This window comes from Aeromonas sp. Y311-2 (assembly GCF_027706025.1).
GTDB classification, from domain to species: domain Bacteria; phylum Pseudomonadota; class Gammaproteobacteria; order Enterobacterales; family Aeromonadaceae; genus Aeromonas; species Aeromonas veronii.
On sequence record NZ_JAPDCL010000008.1, the window covers coordinates 113,170 to 139,539 of the forward strand.

A 26,370-nucleotide genomic window follows, 5' to 3' on the forward strand; every position below is an offset into this window, starting at 1 on the left:
GAATTGAAGGAGTCACAGATGAAATGGATCGAACCCGACTGGCCAGCCCCGGCGTGCGTCAGGGCGTTGTCGACCACCCGGGATGGCGGCGTCAGTGAAGGGGTCTTTACCGGTCTCAATCTGGGCGCCCACGTGGGTGACGAACCGGCGCGAGTCGAGGCCAATCGTGCTCGCTTGCAGCAGGCGGCCGCAATCCCGGGGCCCCTCAACTGGCTCAATCAGGTGCACGGCACCGTGGTTCATCAGGTCAGCAGCCATTATCAGCAAGCACCGGATGCCGATGCCGCCTGCGCCCATGAGGCGGAGCTGGCCTGCATCGTGATGACTGCCGACTGTCTGCCGGTGCTGTTCTGTGATCGGGCAGGTACCGTGGTGGCCGCCGCTCATGCTGGCTGGCGTGGCCTGAAAGAGGGCGTGCTGGAGGCGAGTATCGCCGCCATGGGCTGCGAGCCGGGCGAGATCCTGGCCTGGCTTGGCCCGGCCATTGGCCCCACTGCATTTGAAGTGGGGGGAGAGGTGCGCGAGGCCTTTATGGCTGAGCAGGCTGAAGCAGAAGCGGCGTTCGTCCCTTCGTCCAACGACGGCAAATGGCTGGCGGATATCTACCAACTGGCTAGGCTGCGCCTCGCCCGCGCTGGCGTTACCGCCGTCTATGGCGGCGAATATTGCACCTTCAGCGATAGCGAGCAGTTCTACTCCTATCGTCGTGACGGTCAGACCGGCCGTATGGCCTCCCTCATCTGGTTGGCCCGCTAAGCAATCACCCGCCAAGTAATACCCCGTCTCTCTCAAGAACAGATCCGTATGAGAGAGGCGGGGATCCTGCCCTCTCCCCGCTTTGCAGAAAAAATAACCAGCCCATGCCCTTGAAATAGCCCGTACGGGCCTCATCTTTCATCTCAGAAAGTTATGTTGTTTGCCGCGCAAGCGGCGTCTGCCTGTTTGAAGGGGGAGTGCAATGCGCCTCGATCGCCTGACCAGCAAATTCCAGATTGCTATTTCCGATGCCCAGTCTCTTGCGCTGGGTCGTGACCACCAATTCATCGAACCCGTTCACCTGATGACCGCGTTGGTCAATCAGGATGGCGGCTCTATCCGTCCGTTGCTCACCCTGACCGGGATGGATATCAACGCCCTGCGCTCCCGTCTCGGTGAGGAGCTGGATCGCCTGCCGCGCGTGAGCGGCGTGGAAGGGGACGTGCAGCTCTCCAACGGCCTCGGCCGCCTGCTCAACGTCTGCGACAAACTGGCCCAGCAGCGCAAGGATCAGTTCATCTCCTCCGAGCTGTTCGTGCTGGCTGCCCTCGACGACAAGGGAACGCTGGGTGAGCTGCTGCGCGCCCAGGGGCTGACCAAGGAAAAACTCGAAGCGGCCATCGACAAGGTGCGTGGCGGCAAGAAGGTGGAAGATGCCAACGCCGAGGAGAACCGCCAGGCGCTGGAGAAGTACACCATCGATCTGACCGAGCGGGCCGAAATCGGCAAACTCGACCCGGTGATTGGCCGCGATGACGAGATCCGCCGTACCATTCAGGTGCTGCAACGCCGCACCAAGAACAACCCTGTGTTGATCGGTGCTCCCGGTGTCGGTAAAACCGCCATCGTCGAGGGGTTGGCCCAGCGCATCATCAACGGCGAAGTACCGGAAGGGCTCAAGAACAAGCGGGTGCTGTCGCTGGACATGGGGGCGCTGGTGGCCGGGGCCAAGTATCGCGGCGAGTTTGAAGAGCGGCTTAAGGCCGTACTGACCGATCTCGCCAAGGAGGAGGGCAACGTCATCCTCTTTATCGACGAGCTGCACACCATGGTCGGCGCCGGCAAGGGTGAGGGGGCCATGGACGCGGGCAACATGCTGAAACCTGCGCTGGCCCGTGGCGACCTGCACTGCGTCGGCGCCACCACCCTGGATGAGTACCGCCAGTACATCGAGAAGGATGCTGCCCTCGAGCGCCGTTTCCAGAAGGTGCTGGTGGAAGAGCCGAGCGTGGAGGACACCATCGCCATCCTGCGCGGCCTGAAAGAGCGTTACGAGCTGCATCACCATGTGCAGATCACCGACCCTGCCATCGTGGCGGCGGCCCAGCTGTCGCACCGCTATATCGCGGATCGCCAGTTGCCGGACAAGGCTATCGACCTTATCGACGAGGCGGCAGCCAGCATCCGGTTGCAGATCGACTCCAAGCCCGAGGCGCTCGATCGTCTCGAGCGGCGCATCATCCAGCTCAAGCTGGAGCAGCAGGCGTTGATGAAGGAGGACGATGACGCCAGCCGCAAGCGTCTGGAGCTGATCAATCAGGAGATTGGCGAAAAAGATCGGGAATACAACGAGCTGGATGAGGTGTGGAAGGCCGAGAAGGCCGCCCTCGCCGGCACCCAGCACATCAAGGCGGCCCTCGAACAGGCCCGCCAGGATCTCGACGTGGCGCGCCGCGCAGGCGACCTGGGCCGGATGTCCGAGCTGCAGTACGGCCGCATTCCGGAGCTGGAGAAACAGCTGGATCTCGCCACTCAGGCCGAGATGCAGGAGACCAGTCTGCTGCGCAACCGGGTCACCGACGTGGAGATTGCAGACGTGCTGGCCCGCTGGACCGGTATTCCGGTCGCCCGCATGCTGGAAGGGGAGCGCGACAAGCTGCTGCGGATGGAAGATCAGCTGCACAGCCGGGTGATTGGTCAGGAGGAGGCGGTCGATGCGGTCTCCAACGCCATTCGTCGCTCCCGTGCCGGTCTCTCCGACCCGAATCGCCCCATCGGCTCCTTCCTGTTCCTGGGGCCCACCGGGGTGGGCAAGACCGAGCTGTGCAAGGCGCTGGCGGAGTTCCTGTTCGATACCCAGGATGCCATGGTGCGGATCGATATGTCCGAGTTCATGGAGAAACACAGCGTGGCCCGTCTGGTGGGGGCGCCTCCCGGATACGTGGGTTATGAAGAGGGTGGTTATCTGACCGAGGCTGTGCGCCGTCGTCCCTACTCGGTGATCCTGCTGGACGAGGTGGAGAAAGCGCATCCGGATGTGTTCAACATCCTGTTGCAGGTGCTTGATGATGGCCGCCTGACCGATGGTCAGGGTCGCACCGTCGATTTCCGTAACTCGGTGGTGATCATGACCTCCAACCTCGGGTCGGATCTGATTCAGGAGCACCACTCCGAGAAGGATTACGACGAGATGAAGGCCATGCTGATGGATGTGCTGACCCGCAGTTTCCGGCCGGAGTTTATCAACCGGATCGACGAGACCGTGGTGTTCCATCCGCTCGGCGAGGAGCACATCAAGTCCATCGCCCGCATCCAGCTCAAGAGCCTGATGGGCCGTCTCGAGGCTCAGGGTTACGAGGTGGAGGTGAGCGAAGCGCTGCTCAACAAGCTGGTTCACGCCGGGTTCGACCCCGTTTACGGGGCACGACCCCTCAAGCGGGCGATCCAGCAGAAGGTGGAGAACCCGCTGGCGCAGGCCCTGCTCTCCGGCCGCATCGTCCCCGGCAAGAAACTGTTGCTGGGAGCCGACAGCAACGGCCTCACCATGACCCAGTAACCGATCTCGTGTCGATGTTTGCAACGCCAGCCCTCGGGCTGGCGTTGTCATATCTGGTGGCGGGGATTCGGGCGCAAAAAAACGGCAATCCGAAGATTGCCGGGAGGAATGTAGTGAAGCGACCTGACGTGGGTTGAGCGGGTCGCAGGGGCAAGCCCCAGTTTCGCCGTGGGCCATCAGGGATGACCACGCGACTTACAGCATGTCCGGACTGCGCTCGTTCAGTCCGCACCGCCACACACCTTCAGGGCTGACCCGCGAGCCACTGCGCGCAGGCCAGACCGATGAAATCAACGCGTTTACAGCATGCCCGGGATGGCGGCTTTCATCTCGGCTGGCCAGACACCGACCTGCACCTGACCGATGTGCTCTTTTTGCAGCAGCAGCATGGCCAGACGGGATTGGCCGATGCCACCGCCGATGGTCTGCGGCATCCGTGCGGCCAGCAGGTCCTGATGCCAGTCGTACTGCAGGCGATCCTCGTCGCCTGTGATGGCCAGCTGGCGGCGCAACGCCTCGGCATCGACCCGGATCCCCATGGAGGAGATCTCGAAGCTGTCTTGCAGCACCGGGTTCCACACCAGAATGTCACCGTTCAGACCCGCCAGACCCAGCTCGCTGTGGCTGCTCCAGTCGTCGTAGTCCGGGGCGCGGACATCGTGACGCTCGCCGTGGGAGAGGGCACCGCCGATGCCGATCAGGAACACGGCCCCCAGCTCTTTGGCGATGGCACGCTCGCGCCCCTTGGTATCGAGGTCCGGGTAACGGGCCAGCAGCTCTTCGCTGTGCAGGAACTGGATCTCGGCTGGCAGGAAGGGGGTCAGCTCATGTTCGGCGCAGACTGCGCGCTCGGTGGCCTTGATGGCGGCCCAGATGCCGCGCACGGTTTCCTGCAGATAGGCCAGATCGCGGCGCTCGCTCGGCATCACCTTCTCCCAGTCCCACTGATCCACATAGACGGAGTGGATGGGGGTGAGGCGATCCTCGTCCGGACGCAGCGCCTTCATGTGGGTGTAGATCCCTTCACCCGGGCCGAAGCCGAAGCGACCCAGTGTCTGGCGCTTCCATTTGGCCAGTGAGTGCACAACTTCGTAGCTGTGCTCCGGCAGGGTCTTCACCTTGACCTGCACTGCATTCTCGTGGCCAGAGAGGTTGTCCTGAGTGCCATCACCGACCCGGCTCAGGATGGGGGCTTGTACCTCCATCAGACCTAGTTGCTGGGCGAGTTGGCGGGAGAACATCTCTTTGACGAAGCTGATCTGCTGTTGGCTGCGAATGTAGTGCTGTTTCATGCTGAATTCCTGTTTCAAACCCCGTTGGATGTGGTGATTCTTCAACGGATTGCCAACTAAATTCAATATTCGATAATAGAAATAGGCTTTATGTATTTTTTTCTTCAAAATAAGCCGTTATTTAATGAGGTATCGTCAACGGGAGTGCAAAAAAATGCCGGAAAATTACCGGATCGATAATCTCGATCAGGCCATCCTCACTGCTCTGATGGAAAATGCGCGGATCCCTTACGCCGAACTTGCGAAACAACTGGCGGTCAGCCCGGGCACCATCCATGTGCGGGTGGAGAAGATGAAACAGGCGGGGATCATCGAGGGGACACGGGTGCAGGTTAACCCCAAGAAGCTGGGTTACGACGTCTGCTGCTTTATCGGGATCAATCTGAAGAGTGCCAAGGATTACCCCTCGGCACTGGCCAAGCTGCAGGCGCTGGACGAGGTGGTGGAGGCCTACTACACCACGGGCCACTACAGCATCTTCATGAAGGTGATGACCCGCTCCATCGACGAGCTGCAGATAGTGCTGATCAACAAGATCCAGACCATCGACGAGATCCAGTCCACTGAAACCCTGATTTCACTGCAAAACCCGATCCTGCGGGATGTGAAACCCTGACCCCTGATCAGGGGTCGATATAGGGGATGGCGTACTTGTCGTAGAGGGTCTTGAGGCTGCCGTTTCGCTTCATGCGCAGCAGTTCGGCATCGTAGGCCGCCATCAGGGCGGGGGTCTGTGCATCCGCTCGTGCGCGGGCCCAGGTGTTGAAGTAGGGGCTGCTCTTGAGCGGTTTGGGCAGGTAATCGACCTTGCCTGTCAGCCCCTCCTCCTTGATCTGGGTGAAGGCGGTGACCAGCGGCATGGGCACGGTATCGATCCGTCCGGCCAGCAGTTTGCGCAGTTGCAGCTGGTTCATGGTGATCTTCTGGAACTGATAGGCCGGGTCGGTCATGGCCGCTGCCAGTTCAGGGGTGTAGGAGAAATCCTTGGTCACGCCGATGCGCCAGGGTTTGAGGTCGGCCAGCGTTTCGTAGCGGATCTTCATCAGGTCCGCCTTGCGCACGAAGAAGTGCCAGCTGTGGCGAAGATGGGCCTGCTGGGGATAGATGAGATAACTCTCCCGCTCTGCCTTGTAGGAGTGGGTCATCACCAGATCGCAGGCGCCGGTTTCGGCATTGCGGGTGAGGCGGGCACCGGAGTCGGCCAGTTCGATCCGAAAGGGCGTCTCCAGCTTGTCGAAGATGGCGGTGACGATGTCGATATCGAGTCCGCGGGGTTTCTGATCGACATCGAGAAACTTGAGCGGGGGCTCTATGGTGCCGCAGATCACCAGCTCTTTGGCGGGCAATCCGAGTGGAAACAGCAACCAAAACAGGGGGATCACACGCAAACTATGTCTCCTGAGCCCGTTTGAAGATATTCCAAGACCTGATTCCAGTATATTGGATGGCACCTGATCCGTTAGAAGCGACTGTTTATGGCAAATCCTGAAATTGAGAGCCCGCTGGACGGGATCGACAAGTTGACCGTCTCGCTCTACCGCCTTGGCTTGAGTGCGGCTGCCCTGTTGCTGCTTTGCCGCGGTGCGGCGCTGCTGAGCGGGATGGCATTGCTCCCGTCGGCACAATGGTTGATGTCGCTGGCAGTGGCAAGCGCAATCTGCGGCTTCTCGCTGCATATCTACGACAAGCGGATTCGCCTGATTCTGCAGGGATTTGGTTGGGGCGCGCTGGCCCTGGCTGCGGTGGGGGCTCCGGATGCGCTGGTGCTGGGGGCGGCGTTGGCGACCCTCTCCGGGCTGGCGTTCAAGGAGCAGTTTTGTTTCGCCATTCCCGGCATCAAGCTGGTGCCCGTATTGCTGCCGGCGTTATGGCTGCTGGAGTGGTTGCGGGTGGAGTGGGCTGCCGCACTGGTGGCGCTGGTCTGTGGCGCCCTGTTGACCTTGCTGGCGCTGGCCAAGTGGCGGATGCCCCTGCACTTCGATATCGGTGACAAGGGGCGTTACCAGATCTAGGTCTGCTGGCACACCTTCATCTGCTGGTTGAGGGCCTGCATCACCTGACGGCGGCTGATGATGCCGACCACCTTGCCCTGTTGCAGCACCGGGTAGATCTTGGGCTTGGCATCGGCCATCTGGCGAGCCAGATCCAGAATGCTCTCATCCGGCCCGACCGAGAGGGGCGAACGGTTCATCAGATCCTCCACCCGGGTGCGGGTATCGCAGTGGTAGCTGCCGGTGAGCAGGCTGGGGATGCAGTCTTGTTCGGAAAGAAAGCCGATCAGCCGTTTCTGCTCATCCAGCACCGGCAGGCCGCCAAGACCCGATTGATGCAGGCGATCCAGCGCCTCGGCCAGGCCGAGTCCGGCAGTGAGGGAGTGGGTCAGGCGACCCATGTGGTGGTGTACTTTCAGCATGGTGGTGACTCCGCAAGATGGGGATGCCGCCACTATGACGCGGGCGGGTAGCTCGCGACCAATGGCTTGTGCCGCAGGGATTGATAGGCACAAGCCATCGGCGGTGATCCGCTGGCAGGCGGGCTTCGTTCATGCAAGACCATGAAAGGGAAAGGAGATCGTATGCGTGCATTGGTTACGGGCTGCGGCCGTCGACTCGGATTTTATCTCTGTGAACAACTGGTGGCAGCGGGCTGGCAGGTGACGGGCAGTTATCGCAGCGAGCGGCCGGAGCTGGCCACGCTGGCAGTACTGGGGGTCGAACTGGTGCAGGCGGATTTTGGCCGGGAAGAGGACGTTGGCAAGCTGATCGATGTGCTGGCGACCCATCAGGATCTGACGCTGGTGATCCACAACGCCTCGGCCTTCGAGCCGCAGGCAACTGATCCGGCTGCACAACTGGCCCAGTTCGAGCAGTTCTACCGTGTACACATGGCGGCCCCCTTCCAGCTAAACCGGGCGTTGGCCCCCCAGCTTGCCAGCAATCCCAACGCCAGCATCATTCATATCACCGATATCTATATCCATGCCCCGGCCCCCCGTTTTGCCAGCTATGTGGCGACCAAGGCGGGAGCCCATTCGCTGGCCATGAGCTTTGCCCGGGAGCTGGCGCCAGCGGTTCGGGTCAACACTATAGAGCCGGGCCCCATCCTGTTTCTCGACGAGCATGACGAGGCATGGCGCCAGCAGGTGTTGGCGAAAACACCGCTGGCGCGGGAGGGAGGACTGGAGCCCATCTGGCAGGCGGTGCAGTTACTGATGGGGAATAGTTATATGACGGGGGCCAGCATCAAGGTAGATGGCGGGCGTGCGCTGGCTACCCTCTGAAGAATTGCCAAGCACCAGCGGCCCCAGCCCGACCTGCCGGGTCAGCAAGCCCTTGCCGGGTTTGAGCTTGCCCGATGGGGCGGGGAGCGTCACTTGCAGCGCCACCTTGGGGTCATGCACCTCGCCATGGCCATAGAGCTCTGCCAGCAGCTCCGCCAGATAGGAATCGACCTCTGCCGAGGCAAAGTCACCGCTCCTGTTGCTGGCCAGAATATCGATGTCGAGCGGCCGGTCGTGGACCTTGCAGAGCGGATCGCTGCGATCCCGGCCGTGCGCCACCTCGAGGGTGACAAAGTGCTGCTTGAGGCGGGCGGCATCGAGCGGGCTCTCCACCACCAGCAGGCAGTTGAGAAAGTCGTGGTTTGAGTGCATTCCCACCGGCTTGGTGCGGATCACCGAACTCAGCCGCAGGGGGCCGACGTTCGCAAGCAGCTCGGCCAGCGCGCGGCTGACATGGATATGCGGGTCAATATTGGAACCAATGCTACACAGATAGAACATGCTCACCTTCCCGGGGTTGGGCTCATCTGAAATGTATACGCAGCTCACGGTTATCGGATTAACTATGGCTTAACATTGTCTTATCTATTGTGATCCGGCACTGATTGGCAGAAAGGAGGTTTGCATGAGTGTGGAGCTGAAATGGGCGCTGTTGACCGCCTCGGGCGCGCTGGCGATGATCATGATTATCTGTCTGGCCTCTGTCGCGTTGGCGTGAATCACCACAATCCAGATAATACAAACCGGCCTGTTGGCCGGTTTTGTTTTTTGGGGCGGTGCGGCTATGCTGGCGCACCGGTGAGAATGCAAGAGAAGAGATGATGACCAAGGTTCGCCCACGCTCCCTGCTGCAGGTGGTATTGATGGGATTTGTGCTGGTATTGATGCCGCTGGGCGGCATGATCTGGCACAACAGCACCTCCCTTGCCCACCTCAGTCAGCTCACCAGCGACGAGATGGAGCGGGCAGTCAAGGATACCCGCCGCGCCACCCTGCTGACGGCGCAAGCCATCGATATCGAGCGCACCTTGCGCCGCTTCGCGGTGCTGGGGGATCGCCGCAGTCTCACCAGCTACCAGCAGCAACTCGACGGGTATCGGGTGTTGCTGGCGGAGCACCGCAACTCCATCACCGACGGCCAGCTCTACAGCGGGCTCGATCAGGGGCTGGCTTGGCTCGACAGCCTGCAGGATGCCGCATTGGCTCGTGCTGCGGTAGCGGGGGACAAGCTGGAGCAGTTCAACGATGCCAACAAGCAGCTCGAAATAGTCACCCGCAGCCGGGTTGACGAACACATGGATCGGGTGCAGCTCACTATCGCCGGACTGACCAGTGAACTCTGGTGGGTGAGCGGAGCGGTGGCGGCGCTCAGCCTGCTGATGGTCTTTATCTTCACCTACCTCATCATCCACCCGGTACGACAGATTGAGTCGCGCATCTTGAGTCTGGGAGCCGGGGTCGAACCCGATCCCAAGCCGGTTGACGGCCCTGCCGAGCTGGTATTGCTGGGGGAGCGGATCGTCTGGCTGCACGACAAACTCAAGGAGCTGGAGCTGCAGAAATACCAGTTCCTGCGCCATGTATCCCACGAGCTCAAGACCCCGCTGGCGGTGCTGCGGGAAGGGACGGATCTGCTCTGCGAGCAGCTGGTCGGGCCTTTGACGCCGGATCAGCTGGAGATCTGCCAGATGCTCGATGAGAACAGTCGGCGCCTGCAGACCCTGATCGAGCGGCTGCTCGACTTCAACCGGCTCAGTCAGCAGGAGGCCTTCGAACTGGAGCCCGTCCCCCTGCTGCCGATGTTGTCGGAACTTTCTGCCGAGTACCGGCTGGCATTGGAGTCCAAGCAGATCCGTGTACACTTGCCGACCGTGCCGGTTACCCTGTGGGCGGAGCCCTACCGGCTAAGACTGATCCTCGATAACCTCTTCTCCAACGCCGTCAGTTACGGCGCCAGCGGGGGCAATATCTGGATCAGGGCAGGGCAGGATGAACAGATAAGCTGGCTGGAAGTGGCCAACGAGGGGCCCAAGATCCCCGTGGCCGATCAGCAACGCATTTTTGAACCCTTCGAGCAAGGCAGCACAGTGCGGCAAGGTCTCTTGAAAGGCTCGGGCATGGGCCTTTCCATCGCCCGCGAGTCTGCCAACAGCCTGGGGGGGGAACTGGTTCTGGTAGAGGATGAACAGGCGGATGTCTGTTTCAGGTTGATGTTGAAATGAGGACTATGAAGATACAACGCGTATTTCCAGCTCTGATGGCAGGGCTGCTCGCGGGTTGCTCCTTGCTGCCGCAACAGGCACAGCGGGAGTCCTCCGATATCGCTTTTGCCAAGCGGATGGAGTTTGCCAATAAGGAGATGCAGGTGCGTCTGCAATACTCCGACTGGCTGCTGGCCAGTCACCCCCAGCAACGGGTGCAGGAGCGTCAGCGTCTGAAAGGGGCCGACGATCTGGAGAGCCGGGTCAGTCTGGCGATGGTGGACTCCCACCCCGCCGAATCGGTGGCCAATCGCACCGCCGGTCTGGCGCGCCTGAAGCAGATGTTGCCCGAACTGGGTCTCGATGCGCAGGCCTTTTTACGTAGCTGGATCGCCCTTGGCGAGCAGCTGCTGGCTCGCGACAGCCGTCGCGATGACCAGAGTCAGGAGATCCAGCGGCTGCGCCGCCAGATCGAGCAGCTGACCGCTATCGACGACCAGCTCAACCAGCGTAAGCTGAACGAGAATCGTGAGGTAATACCATGAGCCGGATCCTGTTGGTGGATGACGACGTCAGCCTGCTCAAACTGATGAGCATGCGGCTGCGCAGTCAGGGTTATGAAGTGGATACCGCCGACAGTGCGGAAGGGGCCCTCGACCGGTTGCGTCAGCAACGGGCCGATCTGGTGCTGAGCGATCTGCGGATGGCCGGCATGGACGGTCTGGCGCTGTTCGAGCGGATCCAGGCCCAGTGGCTGGGTTTGCCGGTGATCATCATGACCGCCCACGGCACCATCCCGGACGCCATTCAGGCGACCCGCTCCGGCGTCTTCAGCTTCCTGACCAAACCCATCAACAAGGATGAGCTGTTCGCCACCATCGAACATGCGTTGAGTCTGACGCGGCCGAAACAGCAGCAGGAGTGGCAGTCGCTGATCCTGACCCGCAATCCCCAGCTGGAACAGCTGCTGATCCAGGCCCATAGCATTGCGACCATGGAGGTGCCGGTGCTGATCATGGGGCCGTCAGGCTCCGGCAAGGGGGCGATGGCGCAGGCGCTGCACCAGGCCAGCCAGCGGCGCGACAAGCCGCTCCATACCATCAACTGTGCCGCCATTCCGTGGGCGTCACTCGACTTGCAGCTGTTTGGTGAAGATGGCCAGTCCGGTCTGTTCGAGCAGGCCAAGGGGGCGACCCTGTTTCTCGACGAGATTGGCAGCCTCTCCGAATCCCTGCAGGCCAAGCTGCTGCAGGTGATGGAGGAGTATGGTCAGGGCACGCCGGAGGTGCGGGTGCTCAGCTCCAGCCATCAGGATCTGGTCAAGGCGATGGAGGAGGGGCGCTTTCGGGAAGATCTCTTCTACCGTCTCAATGTCGCCAATATCACCTTGCCGTCTCTCAGTGCCCGCAGCGAGGATATCCCCCTGCTGGCCCGTCAGGCGCTCGACGATTACCGTAGCCGCCACAGCGACTGCGCCGCCATGGGTTTTTCGCCCGAGTCGCTGGCGATGCTGGCGGCCGCTGCCTGGCCCGGCAACGTGCGCCAGCTCTGCAACGTGGTGGAGCAGCTCGCCAGCCTCTGTTGCAGCCCGGTGATCGGGGTCTCCATGGTGGAGTCCGCCCTGAGCGGCGGTGGCGGTGGCATCCCCTCGTTCAACGAGGCGCGGGCCGAATTCGAGAAGGAGTATCTGATCCGTTTGCTGCGCACCACCGAGGGCAACGTGACCCTGGCGGCCAACATGGCGGGCAGAAACCGTACCGATTTCTACAAGTTATTGAATCGGCACGGTATTGAAGCAGCAAACTTCAAATCGAAGGGATAAATCAGGCGGGATCAATCACCGCCGGAGCGGCATCGGCTTTTTGAGTTTTATGGGAGAGCCAGAGGCCGCTCGCCTTCATCAGGTAACCGAACAAGGCGCCAATGATGAGGGAGGGCAGGATCAGCCGCCACTCGCCAGCCGCCCCGAAGGTGGCACAGCAACCGGCAAAAGTGCCGGGAATGTAGCCGAGCCACTGCTGCTTGGCCTGTACGCACATCAGGGTTGCGACCACCCCCGTCATCACATAACCCGCCACACCCGCTCCCCACAGACTGTCGCCATGGATCAGCAGTAGTGCCCACAGCATGCCGCTGGTGTTGCAGAAGATGGTCTGCAGCAGCGCCTTGTAGCCGCCGCTTGACGCGAAATAGCTGGTGCAGCCGAGAAAGCCGACCCAGGAGATAAGGCCGAACGCGACGGCAATCCAGCCCCAGACGGCGGAGAGAATACCTGTGGTGATGGCGATGGCGATCAGTGGGCTCATGGGGCGACTCTTCAGTTGGCTTCGCAAAATGGGCAGCCTACCCTCGGCAATCGGGGCGGCAAGCGGGGGCCGAATTGTGTGTGATCTTCATCACCCTTTTCAACTCAGGAATACGCTTGCGCTCGCGAAAAAAATTCATTGGTGACCGGCCTGACAGTCGGCCATAGTTAGAGGCCCTGTCCTGCTCATGGAGTGAGTCTGATGGCGCCAAATGTGATCGTTCCCCTGCTGGTGTTCGTAGTCCTGTTTCTGGTCGGCACCATGGCCAAGGCACTGCCCCTGCACCACATGATGTAAATTTGTGTGAAATAAAAATCTGCCGGGGCGGGTCTTATCCATACTGCCTCACTCAGCCCCGGGAGTTTTTCATGTTGATCAAGCGTCGTACCGCCCACCCCCTCACCGAACAGGATGTCACCCCGGAAGCCGTTTATCAGGACCGCCGCCTTATTCTCAAAGGGCTGGGTCTGGGCGCTGCCACCCTCGCTTTCCCCACTCAGGCCGGTGTACTCGACCTGCTGCGCGGTAAAGAGGATGCTCCCCAATTAGCCACCAAGCCGCTCAACAGCAAGCCTGCCGAGCGCCCGGCCAATCTGGCACTGACACCGGAAGAGAAGGCCACCAGTTACAACAACTTCTATGAGCTGGGCACCGACAAGTCCGACCCGGCTCGCAACGGCCATTACCTCAAGCCCGAACCCTGGACCCTCAAGGTGGAGGGGGAGGTGGCCAAGCCTTTTACCCTCGATGTGTGGGACCTCATCAACAAGAGCGAGCTGGAGGAGCGGATCTACCGGCTGCGCTGCGTTGAAGCCTGGTCCATGGTACTGCCCTGGAACGGCATCTCGCTGGCGGAGATTATCCGCCGTGCCGAGCCCACCAGTCGCGCCAAGTTTGTTGCCTTCGAAACCCTGTTTGATCCGAAACAGCTGCCGGGTCAGGCCTCCAGTCTGGGGGGCGGTATAGAGTATCCCTACGTCGAAGGGCTGCGTATCGACGAGGCGATGCACCCTCTCTCTTTCCTTGCGATGGGGCTCTATGGCAAGACCCTGCCCGCCCAGAATGGCGCGCCGATCCGGCTGGTGGTGCCGTGGAAGTACGGCTTCAAGAGCATCAAGAGCATCGTCTCGATCCGGCTGGTGGAGGAGATGCCGCCGACCACCTGGAACCTGCTGGCTCCTAACGAATATGGCTTCTACGCCAACGTCAATCCGCAGGTGGATCACCCGCGCTGGAGTCAGGCCAGCGAGCGCTTTATTGGCGAGGGTGGAGTATTTGGTGCCAAGCGTCAGCCGACCCTGATGTTCAACGGCTATGGTGACGAAGTCGCCTCGCTCTATCAGGGGATGGATCTGCGCCAATGGTACTGAGATTGAAACCGGCCCATATCAGCGGCTTGCGGGCGCTGGTGCATCTGGGCTCCTTGGGTTTCCTGCTCTGGCTGGTTTTTGCCATTCCAGCGGGTCTGCTGGGGGGGGATCCGGTGCCCGAGCTTATCCACTACCTTGGCAAGGGGGCGCTCAATCTGCTGCTGCTCACCCTGCTGGTCTCGCCGCTGGCCAAGCGCTGGCGGCAGGGGCAGCTCATCAAGCTGCGCCGCCCCCTCGGGCTCTGGTGTTTTGCCTGGGCGCTGCTCCACTTCATGGCGTGGCTGGGGCTGGATCTGCAGTTTGACTGGGGCCTGATTGGCGGCGAGCTGGTCAAGCGCAGCTACATAGTGGTGGGGATGGTGGCATTGCTGCTGCTGGCCGCCCTCAGCATCACTTCGCTGCCCGCATTGCAGCGCCGCATGGGCGCCGCATGGCAGAAGCTGCACAACTGGGTCTATGCCATCGCCTTGCTGGTGCCGGTGCATTACTGGTGGTCGCTCAAGAGTGGTTGGGGGGAGCCCCTCATCTACCTGCTGCTGGCCTGCGCCTTGCTCTGGCCGAGACGGGAAAAACTGCTGCGCCCCATGCGGGGACGCTGGAATGCAAAAGAGGCCTAATCGGCCTCTTGTTGTTTGATCTCGCCAGTGTAGGCATCGACGATGAGATGCACCTTCTGATCCTGGCGATTGAGGGTTTTGACCTCGAATTTGTCCCCTTCCAGCTCCACTTCCCGAATGTCGTGATACCCTTGCGCCAGCAGGAGTTTGACCAGCCCGGCCATGTCGAGACGGCTCTGGGCCGCCCAGCTTGTGGCACTCAACAGGCAAAGGATCAGCAGGAAACTGCGCGGGATCATATTCATTCCGGATTCATGGCTGGCAGACTATAAACGCCATTATGTTAGGTTTTTGGAGATGAATCATCCATGAATAGAGCGCTCCCTCTGCTTGGGTTATTGCTGCCGTTGCTGGCGCAGGCGGTCACGCCTGATGAAGCCATGCTGCAGCAAGCTGTCCATGAGGGACGGGTTCGGCCCTTCCATGAAATGATGGAGGTGGCGGCCAGATTGCCGGTGCGGGTGTTGCGGGTGGATCTGGGGGAAGAGGATGGTATCTGGCTCTATGAACTGAGAGTCATCGATCGGGAAAACAGCGTGATCAAGGTGGCCTATCGGGCTGACAACCTTGAGCTGGTGTGGGCCAAGGGCCACCATCTGGAGCGGCTGTTCGAACCGCCAAAGCCCCCGGTCGAGGATGATGAATAACCCCTGTGTGGAAGCCTGTTCATGCGAATTCTGATTGTTGAAGACGAAAAAATTCTGGCTGGCCAGCTGGCCGAACAGCTGCGCCTCTCCGGCTTTGTCACCGACCTCTGCCACGATGGCAACGAGGCCGGCTTCCTCGGTGAGACCGAACCCTATGACGCCATCATTCTCGACCTCGGCCTGCCGGGGCGCGATGGCCTGAGCGTGCTGAAAGAGTGGCGCAGCAAGGGGATCGATACCCCTGTGCTGGTGCTGACCGCCCGTGGTCAGCTGCACGAGAAGATCGAAGGGCTCAACGCCGGTGCCGATGACTACCTTACCAAGCCGTTCCAGGTGGCCGAGCTGGTGGCGCGAGTCCATGCGCTGGTGCGCCGGGCGGCAGGCAACGCCAGCTCCATTCTGGAGATTGGTGGGGTGCGGCTCGACATGGCTGCGTCGCAGGTGTGGTACGAAGGGACTCCCATCAAGCTGACCGCCCACGAGTTCCGGGTGCTGGGTTACCTGATGCAGCACAGGGGCAAGGTGGTGTCGCGTAGCGAGCTGATCGACCACATCTATGCTCAGGATTTTGACCGTGACTCCAACACCGTGGAGGTGTTCATCGGCCGGATCCGCAAGAAAACCAACCCCGATCTGATTGAGACAGTGCGCGGCCTCGGGTACCGGATCAACGAATGAGGCTGGTCAGAACCCTGCGGGGGCGACTGGTCGCCATCGCGCTGGTCTGGTGCGGGCTGTTTCTGTTCGCCACAGGTTTCAGCCTGCAGACCATGATGCGCAACTACTGGCAGGAGGCGGAGGCCGACGGCCTTCGCCTGCAGCTTTATGATCTGCTCTCTCGGCTGGAAGTGGCCAAAACCGGCCTGCCGGTGGTCACCGGCTCCCTCTCCGATCCCCGCTTCAATCAACCCTACTCCGGCTACTACTGGCAGCTGGAGCTGGGCCGCGATGTGGTGGGGCGCTCCCGCTCCCTGTGGGATACCAACCTGAAGAGCGATGGCCTCAAGTCGGCGTTTGGCGATCCCGACCTCTTTGTCGGCAAGGGGCCCAACAAGGAACCGCTGCTGATCATGACCCGTACCGTGCTGCTGCCAGGTTCTGATCGGGTCTTCACTCTGGTGATGGCCAAGGACAGCAGCGCCCTGACCCAGACCCTCAACAAGACCCGCATCAGCCTGTTTCTCGGTCTCGGCTTTGCTGCCGCCGGTCTGGTGCTCGGCTTCATGTTCCAGATCGTCTACGGCTTGCGGCCGCTGCACCAGCTGCGCCGCGAACTGGGGCGGGTTCACGAGGGTCATCAGGAGGGATTCCGGCTGCGCTATCCGCTGGAGATCCAGCCGCTGGTGGAGGATATCAACCGGCTGCTGCACCACTACGGCGAGCTGCTTCAGCGGGCGCGCTCCCACACCGGCAATCTGGCCCACGCCCTCAAGACGCCGCTCAGCATCATGCGCAATCAGGTGGCCCAGTTGCCGCCGGAGGATCAGGCCGCCATCGGCGAGCAGCTCGACCAGATCCAGCGACATATCGACTATCACCTCGGCAAGGCACGGGTGACCGGCGCCGCCAAGATCCTCGGGGTCTCTACCCCGGTGCGGGCGCGGGTAGAGTATATCTGCCGCGCCTTCTCCCGCCTCTATCCGGGCAAGACGGTGGACTTGCAGGTGCCGGCCGAACTGGCGGTCGGGGTGGAAGAGCAGGATTTCGACGAGATGGTGGGCAATTTGCTGGAGAACGCCTTCAAGTGGTCTGCCAGCGAGCTGCGCATCTCCAGCGCCGAGCTGGGGGGCTGGATCACCTTGCGTATCGAGGATGACGGCCCTGGCATGAGCGAAGATCAGATCGCCAAGGCGGTGCTGCGCGGGGTGCGGCTCGACGAGAAAGTGCCGGGCTCGGGCCTGGGCCTCAATATCGTCTCCGATCTGGCGGAAGCCTATCGGGGCAGTTTCATCATGGGCCGCGCCGAACTGGGCGGTCTGGCCGCCTCCCTCTCGTTGCCCAAGGTGGCAAGAGTCGAGAGCTAGGCATAACATATGGCATTTGTTTTAGCCTGAGGAAGAGAAGCATGACCGACGATCCGTGGGCACTGTGTCACCTTGACGATTCGTTTGATGCCTCTGTGCTGGGGGTCAAGGGCGCCCAGATCCAGTGGTTTGAAGACAGGGATGGCCTGATCGCGTTCCTGCTGGAAGATTTTGTCGACCTGCTGGCCGATGTGGGCGAGCTGGACGAGGAGCAGACCGAGCAGGCGCGCGAGCGCTTCACCCTGCTGGTGGAGCAGAGCTTTGACGATCGCACCCTGATGGATGCCATCAACGATCTCGCCTCCGGCCTGCGCCGCATCGCCTGGTTGGGGCCGCTCTCGGAGCTGGCCGAGATCAGCGACGAGTTTGCCTCCGGTCTGCGCCGCTACTTCTGGAGCCAGTACGACGGGGATGAAGATGACCCGGACGCCTGGGTGCCGGAAGAGCTGTGGCCGCAGCTGGTTGAATGCGCGCAGGAATATATGGAGGAAGGGGAGTTCTAAACCCGTCCCGACCATGCCTGCGCTTTGGCAGACAGATAAAGAAACGGCGCCTTGATGGCGCCGTTTTTATTGGGTGGCAATCGCCTTAGCCGTTGGCCGGTACCGCGTGGGCGGTGTTGGCCAGCACAGGGCCTGTGTACTTCTCGATCTGCAGCTGGGCCATGTGGCCGCAGTTGCCCTGCGCCAGGCTGGACGAGCCTTCGTCGAAGGTGAGGCAGTTGACGTTGCCGTTTTTGCAGATGCTGCCCGCTTCGCCCGGCTTGGCCGGGTCGTACCAGGCCCCTTCGCAGATCCGCACCACCCCTTGGCGCACATCCTCGGAGAGCAGGGCGCCCACCAAAATCTGGCCGCGCTCGTTGAAGGCGCGCACCAGATCCCCTTGGGCGATGCCACGGGCCTTGGCGTCGGCGGGATGGATCATGATCGCCTCGCGGTCGGCGATGGCGAACTTGTCCCGCAGCGGAGTGTTGTCGAGCTGGGAGTGCAGCCGCTGGGTCGGGTGGGAGGTGTTGAGCGACAGCGGATAGCGTGCCGCCACCTCGCTCTTCACCCACTCCTTGGGCTCATACCACTTGGGATGGCCGGCGCAGTCGGCATAACCCATCCCGGCTACCGTGTTGGAGAAGATCTCGATCTTGCCGGACGGGGTGCCGAGCGGGTTGAGCAGCGGATTCTCGCGAAAATCGGCGTGACGGATCCACTGGCGGTTGGCCTCCGGGATCGGGAAGCGGATGTAGTTGTTGGACTCCCAGAACATGTTGAACGGCGGCAGCGCCACGCGGGCACCGCGGGCCTGCGCCGCCATGCCGTCGTACATCTGCTTGAGCCACAGCATCTCGTCTTTGCCTTCGGTGTACTGCTCCTGCACGCCCAGCTTGGCGGCGATGGCGCTGAAGATGTCGAAGTCGTTGCGGGACTCGTGCTGGGGCGGTACGCACTGGTGCATCGGGAACACATAGCGCTGGGAGTAGTCGCCGCCCATCTCCAGATCGTTGCGCTCGTAGCTGGTGGTGACCGGCAGCACGATATCGGCGTGCTTGGCGGTGGCGGTCCAGTAGGGCTCGTGGACGATCACGGTCTGCGGCTTGCGCCACGCTTGCAGCAGGTTGTTGGTGTCCTGATGGTGGTGGAAGGGGTTGCCGCCCGCCACGTAGACCAGCTTGATATCCGGATAGGTCACCTTGCGGCCGTTGAAGTCGATGGTCTTGCCCGGATTGGCGAGACAGTCGGCGATGCGGGCCACCGGGATCGGTGCCGGGCTGTTCTTCGGTGCGTTGCCGGCGGATATACCGGCCAGAATGCCACCTTTGGCGGTGGGGCTGCCACCGGAGGAGTAGTGGTAGCTGAAGCCGTAGCCGCCGCCCGGCAGGCCGATCTGGCCCAGCATGGAGGCCAGAGTGACCAGCATCCAGTTCGGCTGTTCGCCGTGTTGCTGACGCTGCATGCCCCAACCGGCCATGATCATGGTGCGCTTGGCGGCCATGTCGAGAGCCAGCTGGCGGATCACCTTGGCATCGACGCCGCAGACGGTGCTCGCCCATTCGGCGCTCTTCGGTTGGCCGTCATCCTTGCCGAGCAGGTAGTTCAGGAACTTGTCGAAGCCGACGGTGTAGCGATCGAGGAAGGCCTGATCGTGCTTCTTCTCGCTGTAGAGGGTGTGAGCCACACCCAGCATCATGGCCACGTCGGTGTAGGCGTTCGGCGCAATCCACTCGGCACCGACCAGCTTGGCGGTCTCGTTGTAGATAGGGTCGATGCTGATGACGCGGGTGCCTTTCTCTTTCAGCGCCATGAAGCCAGCCTGACCTTCGTGATCCGGCATGTTCCAGCTGTTCTTCAGGGTGACCTGGGCGTTGACCCCCCACAGCACCACCAGTTCGGCGTTCTCCACCACGTTAGGCCAGGCGGTCTGCTGCTCGTACACCTCGATGGAGCCCATCACGTGGGACATGATCACCTGAGCCGCGCCGGTGGAGTAGTCACCGGCATAACCGGTAAAGCCGCCGGAGAGGTTCATCAGGCGGTGCAGCAGGGTGCGGCTGTTGTGGAACATGCCGACACTCTTCCAGCCGTAGGAGCCGGCGTGGATCGCCTGCGGGCCGAAGTCACTCTGAACCCGCTGGATTTCACCGGCCACCAGTTCGATCGCCTTGTCCCAGCTCACTCGTACCCACTCGTCGGCACCGCGCAGCTCGGGTTTGGCGCCCGGGCCACGCTCCAGCCAGCTCTTGCGTACCATGGGGTATTTGATGCGGTTCTTGGCGTGCACCTGGAACGGCGCCATGTCGATAAGGTCGTTCGGCGCCGGATCATCGGCTACCGGCTGGACGCGCACCATGCGGCCATCCTCGACGATCGCCTCGAAAGCCCCCCAGTGGGCGCCGGTCAGAATGCCCTTCTGGGCGGGCACCAGAGTCGGGAACTGACTCAATGCGGTGCTGATGGCTTGCGCCAGCGCACTCTTGGGAAAAATGCCGCCGAGCAGGGGCAGGGCTGCGCAGGCGCCGAGCCCCTTGAGCAGGTTGCGGCGGGACAGATTGGTCTTCTTGTCATTGAAAAAAGTCATAACGGTTTTCCTCTGTGCCAGCCTTAGTGGGCCGCGCTCATGTCACTGGCGTGTTTCTGGACATACTGGGTCAACATGCGAGCCTGTTCCGGGGTCAGGGAGGTACGAGATTCCATCCCCTTGATGACGCCGATCCACTGGTTGGCATTGAAGTGATCCAGCGCGGTGAGGCCGTGGCAGCCGGTACAGTTGTTGGACATCAGGGTGGAGGCGTATTGCCACAGCTTGCCCTGATCGCCGATAAGCTGGCTTTGGTCGACCCAGGCGGTCAGCTTGACCTGATGCCAGGTGAGGTTGGTGGCGCTGTCGGTTTCGCTCTGGCCGGTGACCAGCGCTTTCTTGGCGGCATCGCCGACCAGTACGCTGAGGATCCGCTTGCCCGGTGCGGCGTAGAACACTTCGCTCACACCATCCTGTTGCCAGCCTTCGATCTGCACCTTGGCGCGGCCGTTTTCGTTGGCCAGAACTTCCACCTTGGTGGAGGGCATCAGGGTGCCTTCGTCGGTCTTGGCGGCAGCATCGAGGAACAGCGGGGTGGTGGCGATGGCGTAACGGGTGGTGACGTTGGCCGGGGTCTGGGCCGCAGCCTGCGCCAGCTCGCTGGCACCGGCGGCAGCCAAGCCGCTCATGTCAGGCATGATGTGGGCGACACCACGGTGGCAGTCGATACAGGTCTGGCCTTCCTTGATGGCGACCGGGTGCTCGGCACGGGCATTGGGGCGCTGGGCCAGAATGTCCATCGCCTCGTAGCTGTGGCAGCTGCGGCAGGTGGCGGAGTCGTTGGCTTTCAGCTCGTCCCAGACGGACTGGGCCATCCGCAGCTTGTGGGCTTCATACTTTTCCGGGGTATCCAGGGTGCCGATCGCCTCGTGATAGATATCCTTCACGGCGCGGATCTTGGTCCACAGGTAGGAGGTGGGGTCGCCCGGGATGTGGCAGTCGGCGCACTCGGCGCGGATCCCCTTGGTGTTTTGGAAGTGGACACTGCCCTGATACTCGGCGAGCGGAGTCTGCATGGAGTGGCAGGAGACGCAGAATTCGGTGGAGCTGGTCTTGTGCAGCACGGTCACGGTGACACCCAGTGCCGCGACACCCAGCAGGGCCCCGAGCAGCAGGAGCCAGAACCAGGTTTTTCTTATCAGTTTTCCAATCATGGCGGCGTTTTCCTACGGTCAATAATTACCTACATAGTACTAGTCCAATAGTAGTAGTAATGATAGGGATAAGGCGTTGACCTCCATCATGGTTTATATTTTTGATTACTGTCACATTTTGTCTTTTATTTTGTTATTGATATATTTGTCGAATTAAATTCAGTTGTTTTCTGTTTTATCTATTTGTGCACTTTCCGCGACAGCTGTTAGCCCCCTCGCAAAACCCCACAAGATTCGCTGATATAGTGAGCAGTGAGCCTCAACGGAGTGTCGCTGATGAGCCCTTTCTCACTGCTGTGTGTCGCCGCCAACGTGCAACTGCTGGCCGAATTCGAACAGGAGTTGGCTCCGCTGCTCGGCCATTTCGCGCTGGTGGTGGTGGTCGGTCAGGGGTCGGCTGAGCTGGCCCTGGACGAGCTGGATCGTAAGGGGCAGCCACCCGCCGTAGTGGTGTGTGACAGCGAGCTGGGGGATGGGAGAGGGGCCGATTTTCTGATCCGCCTCGGCAGCCGTCACGAGGCGTGCCGCAAGATCCTGCTGGGCAGCCAGCCGGAGATGAAATCGATCATCGAGGCGGTCAACCTCGGTCGTCTCGACTACTACCTGCAACGCCCCTGGCGCGATGGCAGCCTGCGCCGGGCGGTGATCGAGCAGGCGAGCCACTTTGTATTGCAGCGTCCCGAGGCGGATCTGCTGAGCTATGCCGCCGTGCTCGACAACCAGAAGCTGCTGCGAGCCCATGTCGATCGCCAGTTGGCTGCCTATCGGCAGGGCTTTATGGATTACACCCACTGCAGCGATGAAGAACTCTCCCGGGTGGTGATCGACGGTCTCTACCAGTTTTTCGAGGGCAATGACGAGGAGCGGGTCTGCCGCCACTACAGTCCGGGCCATGTGCTGACCCGCGAGGGGGAGCCCAACAGCTTTCTCTGGTTTATCGCCAAGGGGGAGGTGGTGCTGCGCAAGCGGGACGAGCAGGGGATCGATCAGGAGGTGGTGCACTACCGTACCGGCTCGCTGGTGGGGGGCATGTCCTTCGTCACCGGCGAACCCGCCTTCACCACCGGCGTGACCCTGACCGGTGCCGAGGTGATCAAGCTCGACAAGCTGCAATTCTCCCGGGTGATGCAGGCGCGCAGCGAACTGCTCCCCTCCTTTACCAACCTGCTGCTGCGCCACTTCAACCGCCGTCTGCAAAACAGCATCCGCACCGAGATGCGGCTGCAACAGACCCTCAACTCCCTCGATGCCGCTCACGCCCAGCTGGTGGAGAGCGAAAAGATGGCGATGCTGGGTCAGCTGGTGGCCGGTGTCGCCCACGAGCTGAACAACCCGGTGGCGGCCATTATCCGTGGCAACGAGACCCTGCGGGCCGCCATCCCGGATCTGGTCAATCTCGAGCTGCCAGCAACCATCAAGGGGCTTGGCAACCAGACCCTCTGTCAGGCGCTCTCCTCCCAGCCGGTCTCGACCAGCGAGATCCGTGACAAGACCCGGCAGGCAGAGGGGCGCTTTGGCGATCGTCAGCAGGCGCGGCTGGCGGTGCAGATGAATCTGGATGACGAGCTGAACTGGCAGCGCTGGTTTGCCAGCCGCACTGCCGACGAGCGGGAGGCGCTGCTCTCCCGGCTGGAGCTGTTCCAGCAGACCGGCAGCTTCCTGCGCAATATCGAAGTGTGTGCCCGTCGCATCGGCGATCTGGTCAAGAGCCTCAAGCAGTACGCCCGGCAGGATCGGGCCGAGCCCTCGCTGGTGGACTTGCACGAGGGGCTGGAAGATACCCTGATGATTTTCGAAAACCGCCTCAAGCATCATGAGCTCTGCAAGGAGTACCAGCCGCTGCCGCTGGTTCGCTGTCACCCCATCGCCCTGCAACAGGTGTGGACCAACCTGATCGCCAACAGTCTGGATGCCATGAGCGGCCCGGGGCGACTCACCATCCGCACCGGATTGCTGGATTCCGAGTGGGTCATGGTGGAGATAGAGGATAGCGGTTGCGGCATCGAGCCCGAGCTGTGGCAGCGGATCTTCGATCTCAACTTCACCACCAAGCGGGAGGGCCATTTCGGTCTCGGCATTGGTCTGAGCGTTTCGCTGCAGATAGTGCAGCAGCACCACGGCCGGATTGAGGTGTCCTCGGAGCCTGGCCGTTACACCCGGATGCGGGTCTGTCTGCCGCTGGACGGCATGGGGCAGGCCGGTTACGGGGGCGAACCTCATCACAACAAGGAGCATGCGGCCTGAGCCGTCGCCAGCATCAATCGCGCGGCGTGCCAAACCATGTCGCCAAGGAGGAGCAATGAACAAACACTATCTGATCCTGTGTGTGGACGATGAGCGTGAGGTGCTGGATGCGGTGATCCACGATCTCGCCCCGTTCCGTTCCCACTTCGAACTGGAAGCCGCCGAGAGCGTCGATGAGGCGCGAGCGGTGGTGGAGGAGTGGGAGCGCGACGGCAACAAGCTGGCGCTGATCCTCTGTGACCACATCATGCCGGGAACCCTGGGGGTCGATTTTCTGGTGGAGCTGAACCGGCGTGCCACCACTCGGGCCAGCCGCAAATTGCTGCTGACCGGACAAGCGGGGCTGGAGGCCACCGTCGAGGCGGTCAATCGTGGCGGGTTGCACTACTACCTTGCCAAGCCGTGGAAGCTGGAGACCCTGCAAGAGGCGGTGCGCGAACAGCTGACCGACTATCTGCTGGCGGAAGATGGCGAAAATGCCTTCCACTATGCGCCGCTGCTCAATCAGGCGCGGCTGTTTGCCGCCATCCACGATCACCCGTTCGACGAATAGGGGAAGTTGGGCTTTCGCGGTGGCAGTTGTATACTGTCTGCATATACAGTATTGCAGGTAGCCACCGATGCGACTCTTTATCGCCGAGAAGCCCACGCTGGGCCGCGCCATTGCCGATGCCCTGCCCAAGCCCCATAAGAAGGGCGACGGTTTTATCGAAACAGCCCAGGGGGATGTGGTCACCTGGTGCATCGGCCATCTGCTGGAGCAGGCCGAGCCCGATGCCTATGACGCCGCCTTCAAGCAGTGGCGGATGGATCACCTCCCCATCATCCCCGCCCAGTGGCAGCTGGTGGCCAAACCCAAGACCAAAACCCAGCTCACCGTCATCAAGCGGCTGATCAAGCAGGCGGACTGCGTGGTCAACGCCGGTGACCCGGATCGGGAAGGGCAACTGCTGGTGGATGAGGTGATCGACTTTCTCGGCTACCCGAAAACCAAGCCGGTGCAGCGTTGTCTTATCAGCGATCTCAACCCGCCTGCGGTGCGCCGCGCCCTCGACAAGCTCAGAGACAACAAGGAGTTCGTGCCGCTGGCGGTCTCCGCACTGGCCCGCAGTCGGGCCGACTGGCTCTATGGGATTAACATGACCCGTGCCTACACCCTGCTCGGGCGCAAGGCGGGTTGCAGCGAGCTGCTCTCGGTCGGTCGGGTGCAGACTCCGCTGCTGGGGCTGGTGGTACGGCGGGATCTCGAGATCGAGGCCTTCGTGCCCAAACCCTTCTACGAGGTGCTGGCCCATCTGCTGACCGACGGCAACGAGCGCTTCACCGCCAAGTGGCTGCCATCGGAAGCCTGCCTGCCGTGGCAGGATGAGGAGGGGCGGGTGCTCAACCGGGCGCTGGCCGACAAGGTGGTGAGCCGGATCAACGGCCAGCCCGCTCAGGTCGAATCGGTGGAGGAGCAGGCCCGCAAGCAGGCTGCGCCGTTGCCCTACAACCTCTCCAGCCTGCAGATCGATGCCGCCAAGCGCTTCGGCATGGATGCCAAGCGGGTGCTCGACATCTGCCAGAGCCTCTACGAGCGTCACAAGTTCATCACCTATCCTCGCTCCGACAGCCGCTATCTGCCGACCGATCACTTCAAGCGGGCCGAGCAGGTGCGCGGTGCCATCGCTGCCACTGCGCCCGCGCTGGCCAAGGCAGTTGCCGAGGCGGACGGCAAGATCCGCAGCAAAGCGTGGAACGACAGCAAGGTGGATGCCCACCACGCCATCATACCCACCGAGAAGCAGGGCAACCCCGCCACGCTGGGGGCCGACGAGGCGAAGCTCTATGGCCTGATTGCCCGCCAGTATCTGCTGCAGTTCTATCCCCCGTTCGAATACAACGACAGCAAGGTGCTGCTGCGCATCGCCGGTGGTCTGTTTCAGGCTAAGGCACGGCGCATTCTCAAAGCAGGCTGGAAGGCGCTGCTCGGGGTGGAAGAGGATGACGATGAAGAGAAAGCTGGCACGTTGCCGGCTCTCAAAGAGGGGGAGCAACTGCTCTGCGAGCGGGGCGAACTGCTGGAAAAGATGACCCAGCCGCCCAAGCCGTTCACCGATGCCACTCTGCTGGCGGCCATGACCGGCATCGCCCGCTATGTGCAGGATCCCGAGATCCGCAAGACCCTGCGCGACACCGATGGTCTCGGCACAGAAGCGACCCGGGCAGGCATTATCGACCTGCTGTTCAAGCGCCGCTTTCTGGTGCGTCAGGGCAAGAGCATCAAGGCGACCCCGACCGGGCGGGCGCTGGTTCAGGCGTTGCCAGCCACCGCTACCACGCCGGATATGACTGCGCTGTGGGAGCAGAGCCTAGGCCAGATCGCCGAGCGTCACGGCAGCTACCAGCAGTTTATGGGCCCGCTCACCGAGCAGCTCAACGGCCTGATTGAAGGGGCGCGGCAGGACTCCGGCGCCAGCTTCAGCGCCCTGCCCAAGGAGGCACCGGGTGCCGGTAAGCGGCGTTTTACCAAACGCAAGAGTTCGGCGGCCAGCACGACTGGCGGGCCCCGACTGCGCAAGACGACCAGCAAGCGCCAGACTAGGGCTGCATAACGAAAAAAGGCGCCCATCCCGGGCGCCAAAGGCATTGTTG

26 protein-coding genes are annotated in these 26,370 nt (G+C 61.8%); 18 read left to right on the plus strand and 8 right to left on the minus strand.

From position 1 onward, the window contains the following. Positions 1 to 18: 18 nt before the first annotated feature. Both pgeF and clpB read left to right on the plus strand, forming a co-directional pair. Positions 19 to 756: a peptidoglycan editing factor PgeF gene (gene pgeF, locus OKC42_RS09930; RefSeq protein WP_201953979.1), complete on the plus strand. Its 738-nt coding sequence runs from the start codon at positions 19 to 21 to the stop codon at positions 754 to 756. Between the two features lie 202 nt (positions 757 to 958). Beyond that, the gene (gene clpB, locus OKC42_RS09935; RefSeq protein ID WP_064337531.1) at positions 959 to 3,532 is read left to right on the plus strand and encodes an ATP-dependent chaperone ClpB; all 2,574 of its coding nucleotides are present in this window, start codon (positions 959 to 961) and stop codon (positions 3,530 to 3,532) included. Positions 3,533 to 3,831: 299 nt separating this feature from the next. Here clpB and asnA read toward each other — a convergent pair whose 3' ends face one another. Next, complete coding sequence (gene asnA / locus OKC42_RS09940; RefSeq protein WP_201953982.1) at positions 3,832 to 4,824, minus strand: aspartate--ammonia ligase; 993 nt, start codon at positions 4,822 to 4,824, stop codon at positions 3,832 to 3,834. A gap of 154 nt (positions 4,825 to 4,978) precedes the next feature. Here asnA and asnC point away from each other — a divergent pair, with 154 nt between their 5' ends. Beyond that, positions 4,979 to 5,440 carry a transcriptional regulator AsnC gene (gene asnC / locus OKC42_RS09945; protein WP_005339783.1) on the plus strand — a complete coding sequence of 154 codons (462 nt, stop codon included), beginning with the start codon at positions 4,979 to 4,981 and terminating at the stop codon, positions 5,438 to 5,440. A 7-nt stretch (positions 5,441 to 5,447) separates the two neighbouring features. Here asnC and OKC42_RS09950 read toward each other — a convergent pair whose 3' ends face one another. Further along, positions 5,448 to 6,212 (minus strand): substrate-binding periplasmic protein, encoded by a 765-nt coding sequence (locus OKC42_RS09950; RefSeq protein ID WP_103250714.1) that lies wholly within the window; start codon positions 6,210 to 6,212, stop codon positions 5,448 to 5,450. 87 nt (positions 6,213 to 6,299) lie between these two features. Between OKC42_RS09950 and OKC42_RS09955 the strand changes: the two genes are divergently transcribed. Next, positions 6,300 to 6,836, plus strand: coding sequence for a DUF2301 domain-containing membrane protein (locus OKC42_RS09955; RefSeq protein WP_005357578.1), 537 nt, complete (start codon positions 6,300 to 6,302; stop codon positions 6,834 to 6,836). Here OKC42_RS09955 and OKC42_RS09960 read toward each other — a convergent pair. Next, a complete protein-coding gene (locus OKC42_RS09960) occupies positions 6,833 to 7,237 on the minus strand; it encodes a CBS domain-containing protein (RefSeq protein WP_139472527.1) in 405 nt (134 codons plus the stop codon). The genes OKC42_RS09955 and OKC42_RS09960 overlap by 4 nt on opposite strands. Before the next feature lie 162 nt (positions 7,238 to 7,399). Here OKC42_RS09960 and OKC42_RS09965 point away from each other — a divergent pair, with 162 nt between their 5' ends. After that, the gene (locus OKC42_RS09965) at positions 7,400 to 8,104 is read left to right on the plus strand and encodes an SDR family oxidoreductase (RefSeq protein WP_201953983.1); all 705 of its coding nucleotides are present in this window, start codon (positions 7,400 to 7,402) and stop codon (positions 8,102 to 8,104) included. Here OKC42_RS09965 and OKC42_RS09970 read toward each other — a convergent pair. Beyond that, positions 8,030 to 8,605 carry a 2-amino-4-hydroxy-6-hydroxymethyldihydropteridine diphosphokinase gene (locus OKC42_RS09970; protein ID WP_129504898.1) on the minus strand — a complete coding sequence of 192 codons (576 nt, stop codon included), beginning with the start codon at positions 8,603 to 8,605 and terminating at the stop codon, positions 8,030 to 8,032. The genes OKC42_RS09965 and OKC42_RS09970 overlap by 75 nt on opposite strands. Positions 8,606 to 8,729: 124 nt before the next feature. Here OKC42_RS09970 and cydH point away from each other — a divergent pair, with 124 nt between their 5' ends. From cydH to OKC42_RS09990, 4 genes are all read left to right on the plus strand, one after another. Beyond that, positions 8,730 to 8,822, plus strand: coding sequence for a cytochrome bd-I oxidase subunit CydH (cydH, locus tag OKC42_RS09975; RefSeq protein WP_005339800.1), 93 nt, complete (start codon positions 8,730 to 8,732; stop codon positions 8,820 to 8,822). 103 nt (positions 8,823 to 8,925) lie between these two features. Next, a complete protein-coding gene (locus OKC42_RS09980) occupies positions 8,926 to 10,326 on the plus strand; it encodes a sensor histidine kinase (protein WP_201954036.1) in 1,401 nt (466 codons plus the stop codon). Between the two features lie 5 nt (positions 10,327 to 10,331). Continuing rightward, the gene (locus OKC42_RS09985) at positions 10,332 to 10,850 is read left to right on the plus strand and encodes a hypothetical protein (RefSeq protein WP_040070048.1); all 519 of its coding nucleotides are present in this window, start codon (positions 10,332 to 10,334) and stop codon (positions 10,848 to 10,850) included. Beyond that, entirely contained in the window at positions 10,847 to 12,127 is a 1,281-nt protein-coding gene (locus OKC42_RS09990; RefSeq protein ID WP_005339807.1) for a sigma 54-interacting transcriptional regulator, read from the plus strand. The genes OKC42_RS09985 and OKC42_RS09990 overlap by 4 nt, the downstream gene beginning before the upstream one ends. Before the next feature lies 1 nt (position 12,128). Here the strand turns inward: OKC42_RS09990 and OKC42_RS09995 are convergent, their stop codons facing one another. Then, on the minus strand, positions 12,129 to 12,611 hold the full coding sequence (locus OKC42_RS09995; protein ID WP_201953986.1) for a DUF1097 domain-containing protein: 483 nt from the start codon (positions 12,609 to 12,611) through the stop codon (positions 12,129 to 12,131). 368 nt (positions 12,612 to 12,979) lie between these two features. Here OKC42_RS09995 and msrP point away from each other — a divergent pair, with 368 nt between their 5' ends. Next, positions 12,980 to 13,981 (plus strand): protein-methionine-sulfoxide reductase catalytic subunit MsrP, encoded by a 1,002-nt coding sequence (msrP, locus tag OKC42_RS10000; RefSeq protein ID WP_201953990.1) that lies wholly within the window; start codon positions 12,980 to 12,982, stop codon positions 13,979 to 13,981. Next, positions 13,972 to 14,598, plus strand: coding sequence for a protein-methionine-sulfoxide reductase heme-binding subunit MsrQ (msrQ, locus tag OKC42_RS10005; RefSeq protein WP_005339821.1), 627 nt, complete (start codon positions 13,972 to 13,974; stop codon positions 14,596 to 14,598). The genes msrP and msrQ overlap by 10 nt, the downstream gene beginning before the upstream one ends. On the opposite strand, the gene OKC42_RS10010 is transcribed toward msrQ, so the two are convergent. Continuing rightward, positions 14,595 to 14,843 (minus strand): PepSY domain-containing protein, encoded by a 249-nt coding sequence (locus OKC42_RS10010; RefSeq protein ID WP_013724184.1) that lies wholly within the window; start codon positions 14,841 to 14,843, stop codon positions 14,595 to 14,597. The two genes, msrQ and OKC42_RS10010, sit on opposite strands and share 4 nt — an antisense overlap. Positions 14,844 to 14,906: 63 nt before the next feature. Between OKC42_RS10010 and OKC42_RS10015 the strand changes: the two genes are divergently transcribed. From OKC42_RS10015 to OKC42_RS10030, 4 genes are read left to right on the plus strand one after another with little or no spacing between them, the layout of a single operon-like run. Beyond that, on the plus strand, positions 14,907 to 15,245 hold the full coding sequence (locus OKC42_RS10015; RefSeq protein WP_005339825.1) for a PepSY domain-containing protein: 339 nt from the start codon (positions 14,907 to 14,909) through the stop codon (positions 15,243 to 15,245). A 21-nt stretch (positions 15,246 to 15,266) separates the two neighbouring features. Continuing rightward, positions 15,267 to 15,923, plus strand: a complete 657-nt coding sequence (locus tag OKC42_RS10020; protein ID WP_005339826.1) for a response regulator transcription factor — start codon at positions 15,267 to 15,269, stop codon at positions 15,921 to 15,923. Next, positions 15,920 to 17,269, plus strand: coding sequence for a sensor histidine kinase (locus OKC42_RS10025; RefSeq protein ID WP_270819600.1), 1,350 nt, complete (start codon positions 15,920 to 15,922; stop codon positions 17,267 to 17,269). The genes OKC42_RS10020 and OKC42_RS10025 overlap by 4 nt, the downstream gene beginning before the upstream one ends. 41 nt (positions 17,270 to 17,310) lie before the next feature. Then, positions 17,311 to 17,772 (plus strand): hypothetical protein, encoded by a 462-nt coding sequence (locus OKC42_RS10030; RefSeq protein WP_005339830.1) that lies wholly within the window; start codon positions 17,311 to 17,313, stop codon positions 17,770 to 17,772. A gap of 85 nt (positions 17,773 to 17,857) precedes the next feature. Here the strand turns inward: OKC42_RS10030 and torA are convergent, their stop codons facing one another. Both torA and OKC42_RS10040 read right to left on the minus strand, forming a co-directional pair. Continuing rightward, a complete protein-coding gene (gene torA / locus OKC42_RS10035; RefSeq protein WP_201953993.1) occupies positions 17,858 to 20,338 on the minus strand; it encodes a trimethylamine-N-oxide reductase TorA in 2,481 nt (826 codons plus the stop codon). 23 nt (positions 20,339 to 20,361) lie between these two features. Continuing rightward, positions 20,362 to 21,492: a NapC/NirT family cytochrome c gene (locus tag OKC42_RS10040; RefSeq protein ID WP_005339847.1), complete on the minus strand. Its 1,131-nt coding sequence runs from the start codon at positions 21,490 to 21,492 to the stop codon at positions 20,362 to 20,364. Positions 21,493 to 21,768: 276 nt separating this feature from the next. Between OKC42_RS10040 and OKC42_RS10045 the strand changes: the two genes are divergently transcribed. The 3 genes from OKC42_RS10045 (at position 21,769) to OKC42_RS10055 (ending at position 26,330) form a co-directional block, all read left to right on the plus strand. Further along, a complete protein-coding gene (locus OKC42_RS10045) occupies positions 21,769 to 23,736 on the plus strand; it encodes an ATP-binding protein (protein ID WP_270819603.1) in 1,968 nt (655 codons plus the stop codon). Positions 23,737 to 23,791: 55 nt separating this feature from the next. Further along, entirely contained in the window at positions 23,792 to 24,289 is a 498-nt protein-coding gene (locus tag OKC42_RS10050) for a response regulator (RefSeq protein WP_042054822.1), read from the plus strand. A gap of 67 nt (positions 24,290 to 24,356) precedes the next feature. Then, positions 24,357 to 26,330, plus strand: coding sequence for a DNA topoisomerase III (locus OKC42_RS10055; RefSeq protein ID WP_201954002.1), 1,974 nt, complete (start codon positions 24,357 to 24,359; stop codon positions 26,328 to 26,330). The last annotated feature ends 40 nt before the right edge of the window (positions 26,331 to 26,370 follow it).